The 15,586-nt window shown below is 48.3% G+C and carries 15 protein-coding genes; 7 read left to right on the top strand and 8 right to left on the bottom strand.

Features of this window, described 5'->3' with window-relative positions; genetic code table 11:
• Window positions 1-112: 112 nt before the first annotated feature.
• Complete coding sequence (locus tag L9P36_RS10640; RefSeq protein WP_237466658.1) at window positions 113-2,356, bottom strand: tetratricopeptide repeat protein; 2,244 nt, start codon at window positions 2,354-2,356, stop codon at window positions 113-115.
• A 187-nt stretch (window positions 2,357-2,543) separates the two neighbouring features.
• Complete coding sequence (gene queF / locus L9P36_RS10635) at window positions 2,544-3,389, bottom strand: NADPH-dependent 7-cyano-7-deazaguanine reductase QueF (RefSeq protein WP_237466656.1); 846 nt, start codon at window positions 3,387-3,389, stop codon at window positions 2,544-2,546.
• 64 nt (window positions 3,390-3,453) lie between these two features.
• Between queF and syd the strand changes: the two genes are divergently transcribed.
• Both syd and L9P36_RS10625 read left to right on the top strand, forming a co-directional pair.
• Window positions 3,454-4,023 (top strand): SecY-interacting protein, encoded by a 570-nt coding sequence (gene syd, locus L9P36_RS10630; protein WP_237466655.1) that lies wholly within the window; start codon window positions 3,454-3,456, stop codon window positions 4,021-4,023.
• On the top strand, window positions 4,016-4,786 hold the full coding sequence (locus L9P36_RS10625; protein ID WP_237466653.1) for a Zn-ribbon-containing protein: 771 nt from the start codon (window positions 4,016-4,018) through the stop codon (window positions 4,784-4,786). Before syd ends, L9P36_RS10625 begins: the two co-directional genes overlap by 8 nt.
• A 23-nt stretch (window positions 4,787-4,809) precedes the next feature.
• On the opposite strand, the gene L9P36_RS10620 is transcribed toward L9P36_RS10625, so the two are convergent.
• The 3 genes from L9P36_RS10620 to L9P36_RS10610 all read right to left on the bottom strand — a co-directional run bounded on the left by L9P36_RS10620 (window position 4,810) and on the right by L9P36_RS10610 (window position 7,477).
• A complete protein-coding gene (locus tag L9P36_RS10620; RefSeq protein WP_237466651.1) occupies window positions 4,810-5,088 on the bottom strand; it encodes a hypothetical protein in 279 nt (92 codons plus the stop codon).
• Between the two features lie 967 nt (window positions 5,089-6,055).
• The gene (locus L9P36_RS10615; RefSeq protein WP_237466650.1) at window positions 6,056-6,406 is read right to left on the bottom strand and encodes a DUF3301 domain-containing protein; all 351 of its coding nucleotides are present in this window, start codon (window positions 6,404-6,406) and stop codon (window positions 6,056-6,058) included.
• Window positions 6,407-6,418: 12 nt separating this feature from the next.
• Window positions 6,419-7,477, bottom strand: a complete 1,059-nt coding sequence (locus L9P36_RS10610) for a DUF3549 family protein (RefSeq protein ID WP_237466647.1) — start codon at window positions 7,475-7,477, stop codon at window positions 6,419-6,421.
• A 112-nt stretch (window positions 7,478-7,589) separates the two neighbouring features.
• Between L9P36_RS10610 and L9P36_RS10605 the strand changes: the two genes are divergently transcribed.
• The 3 genes from L9P36_RS10605 (at window position 7,590) to L9P36_RS10595 (ending at window position 9,216) form a co-directional block, all read left to right on the top strand.
• Entirely contained in the window at window positions 7,590-7,913 is a 324-nt protein-coding gene (locus L9P36_RS10605) for a YqcC family protein (RefSeq protein ID WP_237466645.1), read from the top strand.
• Window positions 7,910-8,641, top strand: coding sequence for a tRNA pseudouridine(65) synthase TruC (gene truC / locus L9P36_RS10600; protein ID WP_237466643.1), 732 nt, complete (start codon window positions 7,910-7,912; stop codon window positions 8,639-8,641). Before L9P36_RS10605 ends, truC begins: the two co-directional genes overlap by 4 nt.
• 110 nt (window positions 8,642-8,751) lie before the next feature.
• Complete coding sequence (locus L9P36_RS10595; protein WP_237466642.1) at window positions 8,752-9,216, top strand: flavodoxin domain-containing protein; 465 nt, start codon at window positions 8,752-8,754, stop codon at window positions 9,214-9,216.
• Window positions 9,217-9,327: 111 nt separating this feature from the next.
• Here L9P36_RS10595 and L9P36_RS10590 read toward each other — a convergent pair whose 3' ends face one another.
• The 3 genes from L9P36_RS10590 to map form a co-directional block, all read right to left on the bottom strand.
• Window positions 9,328-9,975 (bottom strand): glutathione S-transferase family protein, encoded by a 648-nt coding sequence (locus L9P36_RS10590; protein WP_237466640.1) that lies wholly within the window; start codon window positions 9,973-9,975, stop codon window positions 9,328-9,330.
• Window positions 9,976-9,983: 8 nt separating this feature from the next.
• Window positions 9,984-12,590 (bottom strand): bifunctional uridylyltransferase/uridylyl-removing protein GlnD, encoded by a 2,607-nt coding sequence (gene glnD, locus L9P36_RS10585; RefSeq protein ID WP_237466638.1) that lies wholly within the window; start codon window positions 12,588-12,590, stop codon window positions 9,984-9,986.
• A gap of 129 nt (window positions 12,591-12,719) precedes the next feature.
• The gene (gene map / locus L9P36_RS10580; protein WP_237466637.1) at window positions 12,720-13,511 is read right to left on the bottom strand and encodes a type I methionyl aminopeptidase; all 792 of its coding nucleotides are present in this window, start codon (window positions 13,509-13,511) and stop codon (window positions 12,720-12,722) included.
• A gap of 326 nt (window positions 13,512-13,837) precedes the next feature.
• Here map and rpsB point away from each other — a divergent pair, with 326 nt between their 5' ends.
• The gene (gene rpsB / locus L9P36_RS10575; RefSeq protein ID WP_237466635.1) at window positions 13,838-14,566 is read left to right on the top strand and encodes a 30S ribosomal protein S2; all 729 of its coding nucleotides are present in this window, start codon (window positions 13,838-13,840) and stop codon (window positions 14,564-14,566) included.
• Window positions 14,567-14,703: 137 nt separating this feature from the next.
• A complete protein-coding gene (gene tsf, locus L9P36_RS10570; protein WP_237466633.1) occupies window positions 14,704-15,549 on the top strand; it encodes a translation elongation factor Ts in 846 nt (281 codons plus the stop codon).
• Window positions 15,550-15,586 lie beyond the last annotated feature (37 nt).

Below are 15,586 nucleotides of genomic sequence, written 5' to 3'. Positions count from 1 at the left end.
ATTTATCGCTGAAATGTATAAAATGCCATCAGCGCCTCTATCCTAACCAATTCACCGATACTGAAATAGCGTGGCGATCGCGATTTTTTTATTTCGACTCAGTATTGTCCTTTTAGTTATTAAAATCGTGATCGGGTTTCCATGAGATATCACCGGAATAACTGCTTTGAACGCGAACCAGCCCCTTGGCCATGGCGGTATAGCAGGATTGGCGAATATTCCCCTGAGTAAAGGTGGCTGCGGGGGCACTGTCGATGGCACCAAGGTGAATCCATTGACTTTTTCCTGTTTGTTCACTGAGCGTGCGCGCTTTTTCCACTGTCATTAGCAAGATGTCAATCAGCTCTTGATCATTAATGGCGGTGACGGCCTTGGGCACAAAGGGATAATCCGCCAGACCAATCATAATACGATCCGACAGGGTGTCATATTGCGCGGTAAATTGTGCAACCAGCACTTCAAGGCGACTGGCCAGCGGCGCTGGATCGTTATTACCTTTGGGATTGGGCTCAATAAACAAAAATAGGGTATCGGCGATATGATAGATGCGTCCTGGCTCTTGCACCTGAGCATTTAAAAATTGGCCAAATTGGCGCTCAATGTCTAAGGCTTCTTGATAACCACGGCGTTGGTAGATGCGTTTTAAAAAGGGAATATCAATCAGTGCAAAGCGTAGGCGATCGCTCAGTGGCTCATGGATCACTTCCCCCAGTTGCCATTGCTCAAAATGATGACTGCTTTGCTGCATCGAGTCTGGCAATTTTGCACTCAATAAGCGCAAGTTGCGTAGTCCACTGCGATGGTGGGTATAAAACTCCGTGCGCAGTTGGTACAGCTTGCGTTTGAGATGATTGATTTGATAACGCTTAAAGATGGTCAGTAGCAATAGCAGCACCAAACAGCCGCCGAGCAGCAAACTGACGCGCTGCTGATACCATAGTTCCTCACGCGCATGATCTGCCTGACGGCGATAGTCTTGAATCATCATGCCGTGTGACAGCACTTCTTGTTGCTGCATAAAGTTGTTGATATTGGCGCGTCGTTGCTGATTTCGATGTGCTGCTTTGACCGCTTCATATTGACGTTGGGCTGCCAGTGCTTGGTCGTAGTGAGATTGTTTTTCAAAAAGTTCAGAAAGTGCTTTTAAGGCGCGTGCTTGCAATGACAGCTGAGCACTTTGCTCGGCCATTTTGACCGCTTGTTGATAGGAGCGCTGCGCAACTGGCCATTGTGATTGTTGCTCTGCAATTTCACCGGCAATTAAAGCCGCGCGAACGGTTAGGCTGGGCTCATCCATCGTAGCCAAATGGTTTTGCGCCTCAGCTAGATAATCTTCAGCCAGCGCGAGGTTGTACAGCTTGTGGTAAATCTCTGCAATGGATAGGCGAAGCGCCACCGTATTGTGCTGGTGGGCATTATTTTGTTCATGATCTAGGGCATTGAAATAGTGGACTAAGGCGTGGTTATAGCGCCCTTGTGCTTGGTAGATATCGGCAATTAGGGTCAGGGTTTGTGAGAGCTCTTGGCGAATTTGGTAGTGCTCAAAATATTCCGCCGCTTGCATTGCTGTGTCTAAGGCTTGGTCGTAAATTCTGCGTTGGTAGTAGAGATTGGCGAGCGCTAAGTTACTGAGCGCAATCAGCGGATCATCTTGCAATCGCGTGGCGAGATGCTGCGCGGCCATCAATTCAGGAAGCGCACTATCAAAGGCGCCATAGTTCACTAAGTGCTGACCATAGCCTAAACGAAAACGTGCGGTAAGTCGGTCTTCTGGGCGGCGGTCAATCCAGGTTTGTAGGGTGCGGTATTCGTGCTCAGCTTGCTCAGGCTTGGCTTGATGAGAATGAATTTCTGCACATAGCAGTAAGACCTGAATCGCAAGATGACTCGCCGGATCCATACTCAGCTGCTCTTTAAGCGGCTGCAAAATGGCTAATGCCGCCGTGTCTTCGCGTTGTCCCCATAATAGCTGCGCTTGTACGAAACGTGCTTCTTGAACCAGCTTGGGCTGCTTGATTCTTTGGGCAATGACAATGGCCTGCTCGATGATTTGCTGCGCTTTTGCATATTCATTGAGCGCGGCGAGAGCTTCGGCTTTGATTTTGAGTGCATCGACCACGGCACTTGGCGTTTTTTGCAACTCATAGTCACTCACTTGCGCTGCATTGAGCCGAGCAAAATCATAATCAGCTTGATTGAGAAATTGCTCACTGAGAGTCAGTGATTCAGTGGGATTTTCTAATAGGCTTTCGTTGGCCTGAGAGAGGGCAGGATGTGTGTACGGTTTGTCAAAGGCTTGGGCGATGGGAATCGCCAAAAGCCAGCTAAGCATCAATATAAATGCACGAACCAACATGAAGTGATTAATCTCTGAAAACAAGCCTCAATTAGAATTAATCTTACCGTTTGAATGCGCCAAGTCTAGTCTCTTGCATGAATCTTTAGACAATAAAGACTGTTTTTGAATTCAATCGCTTGTTGATAGAAAGAAGCCTTTGCTAGGGTGGTGAGCAAAGGCTTTTTAGATTGGGTGCTGGTTCGCGTTACTGACGAGGTAGACGATGATTATGCATCGGCTCGCCTTCAATGTTTGAGCGATAAGGGTTGATATCAAGACCGCCGCGACGGGTGTAACGGGCATAAACCGTTAGGGCTTGCGGCGCGCAAAAACGCATGATGTCGGTGAAAATGCGTTCCACACATTGTTCATGAAATTCATTGTGTTGACGAAAAGACACCAAATAGCGCAGTAGTTTTTCGCGATCGATTCGGCCACCTTGATAGGTGATCTCCACACTGCCCCAGTCCGGTTGGTGGGTGATGAGGCAGTTCGATTTAAGCAGATGCGAATGCAGTGTTTCGGTTACTTGTTCAGTATTCGCTGCACCTTCAAGGTAGTTGGCATCAAAGGCATAATCGTTGATTTCAATGACTTGCTCATCAATACACTCACCAGCAAAGCCGATTATCGCTTGCTGCTCAAAATCAGTGACTTTTGAGATCGCAACGTGTACCGCTTCTCCTGCACATGCACTGAGATCCGCCGTCAGGGTCTGCTGTACTTGCTGCCAGTTGTCAAAGCGAGTTTGGTTAAAGCTATTGAGATAAAGCTTGAAAGATTTGGACTCCACCAAATTGGGGCTTGTAGCGGGCAGGCGCACTTCACCAATGGCGACTTGCGGCAAGCCATTGGCATTGAGCCATGACAGCTCGTAAAGCGTCCAAATATCGCAGCCAGAAAAGGGCAGGCTATCACCGAGATTGAGTGCATCGCGATTGAGGCTGCGTGGCACCGGTTGCAGCAAGCTGGCGTCATATTGGTCGCGATATTCTGTTTTCTGCCCGAGGGTTAATCCTGCAAGGGCTGCATCTTTCTCATATTTTTGCATGTGCTTTATCGCTAGAGTTTCAGTAAAATGGCGGCCATTTTACTTGATTTCAATGAGGTTGCGAATGTCCTATTCCGTAAGTGAAGCGCTTTTGGCATTGACTGAACGCTATCAACAAGCATGGCAGAGCCAGCACAATAGTCAGCCCCAAAGTGAACACTATCTTGGCCTTGAGTCACCTTGTGTGGTGCAGGCGCTGGAACATACGGTGATCTGGCAAGCGCAGCCCTGTGCTGAACGTGATTTTTCTAAATCAGAGGCGGCAATTGAGCTCAATTTTGATGATAGCGTCAAAGCATTTTACGGCACGCAATATGCCGGTGACTTAACTGTATGTTGGCGCGACCCGCAAAGTGGCGAAACGCTGCCGCTTACCTTGTTACAGGTATGGAGCGATGAGGATTGGTTGCGTTTGCAAGAAAATCTGTTGAGTCATTTGGTGATGCAGCGTCAGCGTCGTTTATCCCCTTCACTTTTTATCGGCTCACTGGACAGCGAGATAGAGATCATCAGTGTCTGTAATCTCACCGGGCAAGTTCTAAAAGAGGTGCTGGGTAAAAAACAGCACCAAATTTTGGCACCTGATTTAGCCACGTTTTTAAATGGATTAGAGCCGGTGGTCGCTGATGTTTAGTGTTGAGCTGTGCTTTGAAGTTTACCGTGATACTTCCATGGGCGATGTGGAGCGGGCGATTAATGCTTGCTTAGATTGCTTGCGCTACAGCGGCCAAATTATAGGTCGTGAATTGCCCGTGGTGATGGATGGTGGTCAATTTACCGCCAAAGTGATCTGTCCTGAACAAGACAGTCTGTCACCCAAGCATCATTCACCGCAGGTTCAACGTGCGATGAACCAGCTGGCGGATGCGGGACTCTTGCAACCTCGCGTGAAAGTGATGGGGCAGGATATGAATTCTGATTTAACTGCGCCTGAGCAAAGTAGCTGGCATCTTCTGTATACCACCCATCTTCATGTTTGCTCGCCCATTCGCTGCGGTGAAACCTTTTTGCCTGTGCCTTTATATCGTTTGCCTGCGGTAGCCAATGGCGATCAAAAACAGTTGATCAAATGGCAAGAGGATTGGAGCGCTTGTGATCAGTTACAGATGAATGGCTCGATATTGGAGCATGCCGCGTTAAAAGAGATGGGGGAGCCAGGAACGCGTTTGTTTCGCCGAGGTTGGGATCTGTGCCGCCGCTTGCAAGTGGTGAGTAAAATTCCCACTTATTTATACCTATATCGTGTCGGTGGTGAGAGTTTAGCTGAAGAGCAGCAGCGCCGCTGCCCTGTCTGCGATGGTGATTGGGCGCTGGATGAGCCGATTCACGATATCTTTGATTTTAAGTGTGACCAATGCCAGTTGGTCAGCAACATTTCGTGGGATTTTAAGAAGTAAGCAGCAAATAGCCCTTAAGAGGGCTATTTTTGATGATTGGCAGCCAGCAGCGCTGCCAACTGTTGTTCAAGTACTTCAACCTTTGCTTCTAAAGCGGTAATTCGCGCCTCGGCGCTCAGAGGTGTGCTTTGAATTGCAATGGGATCCACCTGTTTTTGCCGCTTCCATTGTTGCATCGCTTGGATCAGCGTTGCCATCGGTACTGGCTGATTCAGCCTTGCTTTGACCAGTGCTGTGGTTGGCGTTTTGCCTTCAGCTGTGAGTTGCTGTAGTACCTGATTAAGCGCGTCATGCATCGACATCGGATTCTCCTTGTATCGTCTGTATTCTATTGTGCGTTGTTTTGCTGGTGTGACTCAAGTCTTTGGCTTTGATCTGGTCAAACCTGTGAAGGATAACACGCCGTTTTTTCTGCCCTTGCGGCTGATTTCTTCTATGAGCTGCTTTCTTTGTGAGAGATCTCTTACATGGACGTAGGATAATCTAGGGAAAATTTGCCATCCACGATTTGCGTAAACGTTTGCGCACGGCGTATTTACTGGGCTGGATCGACTTTAGTTGTTTTTTTGCTCTGTTCGTAAAAAAATAAATGCTATTCATCTCTTGTCTCAAAAATTAAAAAGCGTAATCTGAATGACGTCAAAGGAAATGACAAACGGAACAGGAAAGCGCCAAGGAGTGATGGCAACCTCAGGATGAGGGTCGATGAGCGAGGAACGCTGGTCGAGCAGGAAGCGAATGGACAGCTGGATGGAACCGCTAAGCAAGGCAGGAATACTTGCAGTCAGGATGACACAGGACCACTTCAGGATGAAGTTAGGGACATCGCTTTACGGATAAGGCTAAAGGAACTCGCTAGGATAGCGTTGTTATCGAGTGTTAGGATACCTCGATTGGTCAGGATAGACCGAGTTGGACACCTCCAGGAAGGAGAGATAAAACGGAACAAGCTAAGGGATTTGGCGAATTTCAAGGAATGAGGCAGGGAGCACTGCTAGTAGCCGGATAGCTGCGAAAAAACTTAAGGGCGCAACGCAAGTTGCGCCCATTCTTTTGATGGTTGCATGAAGATGACCATCATGGCAAAACCCGCCCAAAGGCGGGTTTTGTGCTTTTAGCGTGTCGAACTTTACGTGCGAATCGGTTTATCTAGCTTGTGTATCGGCTTATTTATCTAACTTGTGTATCTGGCGTGCTTATTCTGGGCCAAGGTGAGGCAAGCACCATCATTTTTGGCGATGAGCCAAATTCGTGACTAGCCAATAGATACTAGCGATAGTCTTTTAAATTCACCACGCAGCAGCCCTGCTCCGGTGGTGGCGCTGTGGGAAGGTGATGTGGCGGCGTTTTAATTTGTAGTAAACGCATCCCTTGCATCACCAACTGACCTTGATAATGATCATCACCCGTGGCGGAAAACTCAAATTGATAGTGTGTACAAAGCCCGCGCGCGCCTTTACGCCAATGCCATTGCCATCGTTCCCGAGCCACCGTAAGTAATTGTAGCGATTGCTGTTTGCAATAGCGCGAGGCATGAAAATGAGCCAATTCTGATTGTTTGCGTTGTTGCCAAAATAGACAAGCAGCAAACACCAGGGCAACGATAGCAACTAAAGACATTCAATGACTCCTTTATTGAGCTTGCAGTCCTTGCTGCATTTGCGTGAGCGCTTGCTCAAGTGTTGCGGGCAAGGGCTGATTGAGTAGTTGCAGTGCGGTTGGTCGAACGCTAGGTAAACGCACTAGATCGGCAAATAGACGGGCGAAAAGAGAAGCTTGCTTAAGCTCGGCCAAGCGCAATAAAAACAAAACCAATCGCTCGGGTATTTGTAGTGATTCCCAGCAGCGACCCGCAATGGCTACCAGCAGCTCTGGATGATTGAGGTGAGGATCATTTAGGAGCAATTCTACGGCTTGATCGCGCCAATTTTCTGGTGCTAAGGCCAAAGCGCGCACATAGGCGGTGAGCAAAAAGAGATCGCAGCCTACAGCATCGTTTTCATCTTGATACTGACCCATGCCCTTTTCATATTCGCGGGTGAGCAACTCAAACAGGGTCTGTGCCAATTTGTCATCAATGTGCATATGCTCTAAACAGCCAAGCGTGGCGTAGCGCACGGGCAGCGGAAGATGTTGCAGCGCGCGGCGAATTTGCGTGCGCTGGTTGTGCTGCTCAAGACGTGCGCAAAAATCGGCGATGCCCTGTAACCCCAAACTCTGCCACCCCTGCTGGTATTCATCGCCAGCAAAATAGTTTTGTGCCGGTGCGTAGTATTGACTGGCAGGGAGGCTCATTTCAGCGGTCAGCTTGGCATGAAAGACCGCCATTTTGTCCTCTTTGGGCGTGATGCTATAGGGATTTTCTTGCTGATTGGTTTGACTCTGAGTTGGGTCTTGGCTGAGCGCTTGTAAAATATATTTGATGAAATCGCCCATGGCCGCTTGTTTTAGCAAGCCGCGCTCATCCAATGGTAGGGCGACAAACCAAATGTAGGGTGCTTGTGCTTCGCGCCAAAAGGCCACGGCGATTTGCGCTTGCTGATTCATCGGATAGGGATAAGGCTGCTGGTTTGCTTCAATGGCTGCAAATTGGCTGTGAGAAAGAGCGGTGACGCGGCGGCTTAAATCATAAATACGAAAATGACATTGTGCCTGTTGAAGTAAAGCCGAGAGCGTGTGCGGTGCAGACATTGAATCTCCTAATAATTATGCAATGGCGAGAAAATGCAGCGATAAAAGAGTGCGATTATAGGGGCTTGTCTATTTTGATGGTATCCTGCGCCGCGATTTCAAGGAGATTCCCATGAATTCTAGGCAAGAATGTGAGCAACTACTCAATCAACTTGAAGTGGTGCTCAAACAACAGGGTTGCTGGCAATCACAACCGCCAAGCCCTCAAGCGCTACAAAGTGTAGAGCCTTTTGCCATTGATACGCTGACGCCCACTGAATGGCTGCAATGGATTTTGATTCCGCGCATGCAAGCCTTGTTGCGCAGTGGCGCACCTTTACCGAGTACATTTTGTATCTCCCCCTATTTTGAGCAAAGCTTACTGAATCTGCCCTATCAGCAGGCCATTTTAGAGATTACTTTGCAGCTTGATGACCGATTAGGAGCCGCTTCATGAGCTTAACCATCTGCTACCAAGATGAATGGCTGGTTGCCGTCAATAAACCCGCAGGCATGCTGGTGCACCGTTCTTGGCTGGATCGCCATGAAACACAATTTGTGATGCAAACGCTGCGCGATCAATTAGGTCGCCATGTATTTCCCATTCATCGTTTAGACAAACCTACCTCTGGCGTGCTTTTGTTTGCACTGTCTAGCGAGGTCGCCAGCTTAATGCAGCCGATTTTCCAAAGTCATGCCATTGAAAAACGATATTTGGCTGTGGTGCGTGGTTGGCTCAAAGAGGGTGGTGTTCTGGATTATCCGCTGCAAAAGCAGCATGACAAAATTGCCGATAGCAAAGCCAGTCAACCTGCGCCGCTACAAGATGCGATCACGGCGTATCAGCCCTTGGCGCATGTTGAGCTGCCCATTGCTTGTGGCCGTTATGAGACTAGCCGCTATAGTTTGCTGTCGCTGCTGCCACAAACGGGGCGCAAGCATCAATTACGTCGTCACCTGCATCATTTAAGTCATCATATTATCGGTGATGTGAATTATGGTGATGGTCGACATAACCGTCTGTTTCGCGAACACCTTCATTGTCACCGCTTGATGCTGCACGCACTTTCCCTGCGTTTTGTTCACCCAATAACGCATCAAGCCATTCATATTGAAGCTGATTTTGATGACACCTGGCAGCAGCTGATGATCAAATTTGGTTGGCAGGAGTTTCTGCCGCAATAGACCTGATAAGGTTGCGTCATTTGCCGCTTTTGTTTTAGCGGCAATCTCAGTCAAGCCAGACAAAATTGCCACCTACACTGATCAAATCATTGCAAAAAGGGAGTGATTTGATGGTGAAAGTCGGAGTGTTTGTCGGCAGTGAGTTTGGAACCGCAGAGCGAGTGGCTACACATTTGGCCCATCAACTGGCGCTCATTGGCTGGCAAGTGCAGCTGTATTCTCAGCCTGAATATGAGGTGTTACTGCGTTATCACCAAGATGTGGTGGTGATTGTCACGTCAACCACGGGGCAAGGAGAACAACCCAAAGCCATTGCGCCGCTTTATGAGCAATTACGTGAGCTGGGCGGCTATCTAGGTCATTGCCACTATGCGGTTGTTGGCTTAGGGGACAGCCGTTACCCCGATTTTTGCCAAGCAGGCCGTCATTGGCAGCAGCTCCTTGCTGAATATGGTGGGCAGCCGCTATTACCTATGCTGGAGATTGATGCCAGTGAAACCCTTGATTCACTGGTGCCTTGCAAAGCTTGGTTGAAGCAGTTTTCGCGCCAGCTCAATACACAGCTCACGGTTTAGCGGAATAAATAAAAAACCACGGCGCAGTCCGTGGTTTTTTTATTGCGTTTGACCATATGTCGCGCTCTTGGGTACCTAAACAAATAGCTAAACAAATACCAAGTAAATAGCTTAACAAAGCGCAGAGAAATCGATCTGTTCCTTGTCGCACACGGCTTGCACCACGCTTAGTGTCATCATCTGCTGGCAAAATTTTTTAAGATGAGGATAGGTCAGGGGGGAAGGCTTAATCTTGAGTGACCACTCTAGCAACATCAGCAGATAGTAATCGCAGATAGTGAGCTGGGCACCTAATAGATAGGGACCATGGCTGAGCTGCTCATTGAGTAAAATAAAGCATTCATTAAGGCGCTGATCTTGCGCCTCAATCACAGATGCAATGGCCTCGTCGCTTTGATCAGCGGTATGGCGATGCGGATAGTAACGCACCATCAATTCTGCTTGCAGCGTGTTGGTTAAATAGGTCAGCCATTGCAGCGCTGGGGCGCGTAGCGGTGAGCCGGGTATGGGCATTAACTCGGCATCAGGGTGCTGCTCTGCCAAAAACTGGCAAATAGCTGCCGCTTCAAAGAGCACTTGGTTTTTCTCAAAGACTAAGGTCGGAATTCTGCCTGCGGGATTGAGTTTGAGATAGCTGGGATCGCGCTGGGCATTTTGTTTGCGATCAACCAGCAGCAGTTGGTAATCACAACCTAGGTGTTGCAGCACAAAGTGCGGGGCAAGGCTGGCATTATTGGGATAATAATAGAGTTGGTACATCACTTCTCCTACTGCGCCGCACTATCAATGGCTGCAATTAAGGCATCTTTTAACTGCAGTTGCTCTGATTCACTGAGTGGCTGATTTTCGCCATTGGTGAGGCTGAAAAAATCCTCTGCGCGCTCGCCAATGGTGGTGATTTTGGCGGCGTGAAGATTAAATTCAAAATCAGCAAGCACCGTCCCGACGCGAGCTAATAATCCCGGCATATCTAAGGCAACCAGCTCCATCATGGTGCGTTTTCGATCCTTGGCGGGAAGAAAGTCCACTTGGGTACGAACTTGAAAATGTTGAAGCTGGCGCGGTGCGCGGCGCGGACTTTGCGGCGCGCGGTTGGTATTGAGGGTTTGAATCAGCGCATGCACGATACGCTCATGGCGATCGTCACTGAGTGGTTGGCCATCCGGCTCTAGCACCACAAAGGTATCGAGGGCAAAGCCATCTTTACTAATCATCACTTGCGCGTCATGAATGCTGAGATTTTTACGCTCCAGTAGCGCCGCAATGGTGGCAAATAGGCGAGGTTTATCTTGATGATAAACAAAGATCTCAGTGCCGCCGCGGATCGCCTGTTGGCTGACAAGGACCAAAGGGGATTGATTGGGATTTTTCAGTAAATGTTCACTATGCCAAGCGATTTGCTGATAGGTATGACGCAAAAAATAATCAGCTTTAAAGCGCTGCCAAAGCTGTTCGACTTGCTGCGTTTCAAAGCCCGATTGATGTAGCGCAGCCATCGCCAATTGCTGATTGTGGCGAATGCGCTCGCGAATATCCGGTGGGTTTTCAAGCCCGCGTCTGAGCGCTTTTTGGGTGCTGTAATAAAGCTCGGCCAGTAGGCTGCGTTTCCAGCTATTCCATAAATTACTATTGGTGGCGCAGATATCGGCAACGGTGAGGCAGACCAAATAATCAAGGCGCAGTTCATCGCGCACTTGCTTGGCGAATTCACGAATTACTTCAGGATCGTAAATATCGCGGCGCTGGGCTGTGACTGACATTAACAGATGGTTTTGTACCAACCAGCTGACTAAATTGGCTTCATGTTTTGATAAGCCATGTTGCAGACAAAATGCATGTACTTCTCGAGCGCCGATGTCTGAGTGATCGCCGGATTGCCCCTTGCCAATATCATGGAAAATGGCGGCAATATAGAGCAGCTCTTTTTTCACCATGCGCGGGAAAATTTCACAGCAGATCGGGTGCTGTTCACGATTTTTTTCATCGGCAAAGGTGCGTAGCTGTTTGAGTAAGCGCACGCTGTGTTCATCGACGGTATAGATATGAAAAAGGTCAAATTGCATCTGGCCGACAATGCGGCTCCACTGCGGTAAGTAAGCTGACAGCACGCCGTAGCGATGCATCACCCCGAGTGCACCATGCAATACATTGGGATGGCGCAGCAGCTGCATAAATTTTTCTCGCGCTTCTGGAATTTCCACCAAAAAATGATTGAGTCGGCGTCGCGCTGTACGCAGCTGTCGAATGGTCATGGCGGTAATACCGGTGATTTGATCGCTTGCGGCTATATGCAAAAACATATCCAAAATAGTGCAGGGCCGCGCTTGAAAAAGCGCAGGCTTACGCGCCTCAATACGGTGTCCTCGGCGACAAAAATCATCGTCAATAATTTCAGTTTGCGCTTCATTTTCATGCACGATGGCTTGATCAAAAAAGTGCAGTAGCATGCGGTTGAGCTCAGAAACACGGCTGCAGGTGCGGTAGAAATCTTTCATCATGCGCTCAACGGGCTCATTACCTTCCCCTTGGTAACCGAGCAAAGTGGCCACCGTAGTTTGATGGGCAAAGGTAAGCCGGTTGTCGTAGCGTTTGAGCTGTAAATGCAGGGCAAAGCGAATGCGCCATAGGGTGTTTTGACACTCCAGTAATTCGCGATATTCCGCATCAGTCAAAAAGCCAAAACGGCTCATTTCATAAAGGCTGGTGGCCCCGAAATGACGCCGCGCGACCCAAGCTAGCGTATGAATATCACGCAGGCCACCGGGGCTAGCTTTAATGTCGGGTTCTAGGTTATAGCTGGTGTCGTTATAACGGCGATGACGGCTGCGCTGCTCTTCGACTTTAGCGGCAAAGAAACGCTCACTGGGCCAAAAACGCTCATTATGAATTTGTAATTTCAACTGATGCAGCGGCGCGTCATCGCCGCAAATCAAACGAGCTTCTTGCAAATTGGTGGCGATGGAGAGATCGGTTTCGCCTGCGTCATAGCAAGCATCAATGGTGCGAACGCTGTGCCCCACTTCCAGTTTGAGATCCCACAGGCAGGTGAGCAGCTGGCTAATGGGTTCTTCTGCACTTTTAGGAAGTGATTGCTCACTAAGCAGTAGCAGGTCAATATCGGACAGTGGATGCAGCTCACAGCGCCCATAGCCGCCCACAGCGACCAAACAAAGACGCGGATATTGATCAAAGCCTAGATGCTGCCAAAGCAAGGTGAGTAGCTGATCCATCCATTGGGATCGCTCAAGAACCAAGGTCTCAATGGCTTCGCCTTGCTCAAACTGCGTTTGCTGCCGTTGATGAAACTGGGCAAGAGAATCGCGAAGAATAGCGGGATCTGGTGTAAATGGAGTGGGGAATTGAAATTGAGCCATATGCATCCTGCATCCAAGTCGATACGATGTTGCATCGAATTTTAAGTGGACTGGCGATAAAAAAAGCCAGCAAAAGCTGGCTTCTAGTGTACTGGATTTTGGCAATGCTGAGTATTGCTCAATCCACGTTTAGTTTTTCATATGACGTGGAATGGTGTCGTCATCACGTAGGGTGAGGACTTCGCAGCCATCTTCAGTGACCAGTAGGGTGTGCTCCCACTGCGCTGAATTTTTGCCATCGATGGTATAAGAAGTCCAGCCATCGTCTTCATCGGTAATACAAGCAAAGCGACCGGCATTGATCATTGGCTCGATGGTAAAACACATGCCAGCTTTCAATACAGTGTTGTCATTGTTTTTGTAGTGCACCACTTGTGGCTCTTCGTGGAATTTCGCACCGATGCCGTGACCACAGTAGTCTTTGACAATGGAAAAGCGACCGCTTTTCTTAATGAATTTTTGAATGGTTGTACCAAGCTCGCCAAGTTTAACGCCAGGTTTCACTTTCTTCATTGCGTGGTACAAGCTGTCTTGCGTTACGCGAACCAAGCGTTTGTCTTCTGCGCTGACTTCACCCACTAAAAACATTTTAGAAGTGTCACCGTGGTAACCATCTTTAATGACAGTGACATCGATATTGATGATGTCGCCATCTTGTAATAGTTGGTTGTCATCTGGAATACCGTGGCAAACCACATGGTTTACAGAGGTACAAATGGATTTGGGGAAACCGTGATAGTTCAGCGGCGCAGGAATTGCTTGCTGGGTATTGACGATATAATCGTGACAAATACGGTCGATCTCCCCCGTGCTGACGCCGGGTTTGATGTGTGGTTCGATCATCATCAAGACCTCTGCGGCCAGCTTACCAGCGACGCGCATTTTTTCGATTTCATCAGCGTTTTTAATTGGAATACTCATCGACCTTCTACCTAATGCTATGGCGATAAACCGCATATGTTAGCAGGCTCGACCATAACTGAAAACTAGATTCATTCTTAAACGCAGCCTGCGCTGTTGTATCAGTATGGCAAAAAACCATCGATTCTGATTTTGTCGCTGGTGTTTTACTGCGCTTTTGTGGTATAAAGCGCGCCGGAGTTGGCAGATGCCTCTCCATAATTTATTTGATTAACATCACACACATATCGACACGTGCTCCGGGGTGCCTGTGAAGCTGTGAAAACAGCAACATATGGGTCGGATTCATGGGATATGTGGAGGCCTAACCCCAAGAGGAATATTCAATGGCTACTGTTTCTATGCGCGATATGCTGAAGGCCGGTGTGCACTTCGGCCACCAAACCCGTTACTGGAACCCAAAAATGAAACCTTTCATTTTCGGCGCACGTAACAAGGTTCATATCATCAACCTAGAGAAAACTGTTCCTATGTTCAACGAAGCGCTTGCTAAGCTAAACGCTATCGCTGAGCGTAAAGGCAAAGTTCTTTTCGTTGGTACTAAGCGCGCAGCCAGCGAATCTGTAAAAGAAGCTGCAATCAACTGTGAGCAGTTCTATGTGAACAACCGCTGGTTGGGCGGTATGTTGACTAACTGGAAAACTGTTCGTCAATCAATCAAGCGTCTTAAAGACCTTGAAGTTCAAGCTGCTGACGGCACTTTCGAAAAGCTAACCAAGAAAGAAGCGCTAATGCGTACTCGTGAAATGGAAAAGCTTGAGAAATCACTTGGCGGTATCAAGAACATGGGCGGTCTACCAGATGCGCTATTTGTTATCGACGCTGATCACGAGCACATTGCAATCAAAGAAGCAAACAACCTAGGTATTCCAGTGTTTGCTGTTGTTGATACTAACTCTGATCCAGATGGCGTTGATTTCGTAATCCCAGGTAACGATGACGCAATCCGTTCAGTTCAACTATACCTAAACGCTGTTGCTCAAACTGTAAACGAAGGTCGTAACCAAGACATCGTTGCACAAGCAGAGCAAGACGGTTTCGTAGCTGCTGAATAATTAGTCTGCTCGTGTGAGCTCTTAGACTTTGATGAGTCGGCTACGGTCGACTCATCTAAACTAAGTATGTTGAACAGGGGCCTCAAATTGGCCCCTGATTTTTAATTCCCACTTGTTGGAAAATCGAGGATTTAATCATGGCAACAGTTACCGCTGCCCTAGTTAAAGAACTGCGTGAGCGTACTGGCGCAGGTATGATGGAATGTAAAAAAGCGCTTGTAGAAGCAAACGCTGATATCGAACTTGCGATTGAGAACATGCGTAAGTCTGGCGCTGCAAAAGCTGCTAAAAAAGCAGGCAACCTAGCAGCTGAAGGCGCAATCATCATCAAAGAATCAAACGGTGTTGCTGCACTTGTTGAAATCAACTGCCAAACTGACTTCGTTGCTAAAGATGGTAACTTCGCTGCATTTGCAAACGCAGTTGCAGAAGCTGCTGCAGCTTCTAAAGCAAGCATCGAAGAGCTTCAAGCGCAATTCGAAGAAGCGCGCGTTGAACTTGTTGCTAAAATCGGTGAAAACATCAACGTACGTCGCGTTGAGTACATCGAAGGTGTTGCACTTGCTTCTTACCGTCACGGCGAGAAAATCGGTGTTGTTGTAGCGGGTGAAGGCGATGCTGAAACTCTAAAACACATCGCAATGCACGTTGCTGCATCACGTCCTGAGTATGTAAACCCAGAAGACGTACCAGCAGACGTAGTGGCTAAAGAGCGTGAAGTTCAAGTGGAAATCGCGATGAACGAAGGCAAGCCACAAGCAATCGCTGAGAAGATGGTTGAAGGCCGCATGAAGAAATTCACCGGCGAGATCGCTCTAACTGGTCAAGCATTCATCATGGAACCTAAGCAAACTGTTGGCCAAGTGCTAAAAGAGAAAGGTGCTTCTGTTTCTAACTTCATCCGCCTAGAAGTTGGTGAAGGTATCGAGAAAGCTGAAGGCCTAAGCTTCGCAGAAGAAGTAGCATTGGCGCAGAAAGGTTAATCCTCTCGCGACATGCTTGCAAAGAAGACCGTGGCCT

This window comes from Vibrio stylophorae (genome assembly GCF_921293875.1).
Lineage (GTDB): Bacteria > Pseudomonadota > Gammaproteobacteria > Enterobacterales > Vibrionaceae > Vibrio_A > Vibrio_A stylophorae.
The sequence above is the reverse complement of the archived record's forward strand: the minus strand, read 5'-3'. Positions and strand labels throughout refer to the sequence as shown.

Coding starts and splice junctions, on each gene's coding strand:
- L9P36_RS10640 (WP_237466658.1), bottom strand. CDS start 2,356: ATGTTGGTTCGTGCATTTATATTGATGCTTAGCTGGCTTTTGGCGATT.
- queF (WP_237466656.1), bottom strand. CDS start 3,389: ATGCAAAAATATGAGAAAGATGCAGCCCTTGCAGGATTAACCCTCGGG.
- syd (WP_237466655.1), top strand. CDS start 3,454: ATGTCCTATTCCGTAAGTGAAGCGCTTTTGGCATTGACTGAACGCTAT.
- L9P36_RS10625 (WP_237466653.1), top strand. CDS start 4,016: ATGTTTAGTGTTGAGCTGTGCTTTGAAGTTTACCGTGATACTTCCATG.
- L9P36_RS10620 (WP_237466651.1), bottom strand. CDS start 5,088: ATGTCGATGCATGACGCGCTTAATCAGGTACTACAGCAACTCACAGCT.
- L9P36_RS10615 (WP_237466650.1), bottom strand. CDS start 6,406: ATGTCTTTAGTTGCTATCGTTGCCCTGGTGTTTGCTGCTTGTCTATTT.
- L9P36_RS10610 (WP_237466647.1), bottom strand. CDS start 7,477: ATGTCTGCACCGCACACGCTCTCGGCTTTACTTCAACAGGCACAATGT.
- L9P36_RS10605 (WP_237466645.1), top strand. CDS start 7,590: ATGAATTCTAGGCAAGAATGTGAGCAACTACTCAATCAACTTGAAGTG.
- truC (WP_237466643.1), top strand. CDS start 7,910: ATGAGCTTAACCATCTGCTACCAAGATGAATGGCTGGTTGCCGTCAAT.
- L9P36_RS10595 (WP_237466642.1), top strand. CDS start 8,752: ATGGTGAAAGTCGGAGTGTTTGTCGGCAGTGAGTTTGGAACCGCAGAG.
- L9P36_RS10590 (WP_237466640.1), bottom strand. CDS start 9,975: ATGTACCAACTCTATTATTATCCCAATAATGCCAGCCTTGCCCCGCAC.
- glnD (WP_237466638.1), bottom strand. CDS start 12,590: ATGGCTCAATTTCAATTCCCCACTCCATTTACACCAGATCCCGCTATT.
- map (WP_237466637.1), bottom strand. CDS start 13,511: ATGAGTATTCCAATTAAAAACGCTGATGAAATCGAAAAAATGCGCGTC.
- rpsB (WP_237466635.1), top strand. CDS start 13,838: ATGGCTACTGTTTCTATGCGCGATATGCTGAAGGCCGGTGTGCACTTC.
- tsf (WP_237466633.1), top strand. CDS start 14,704: ATGGCAACAGTTACCGCTGCCCTAGTTAAAGAACTGCGTGAGCGTACT.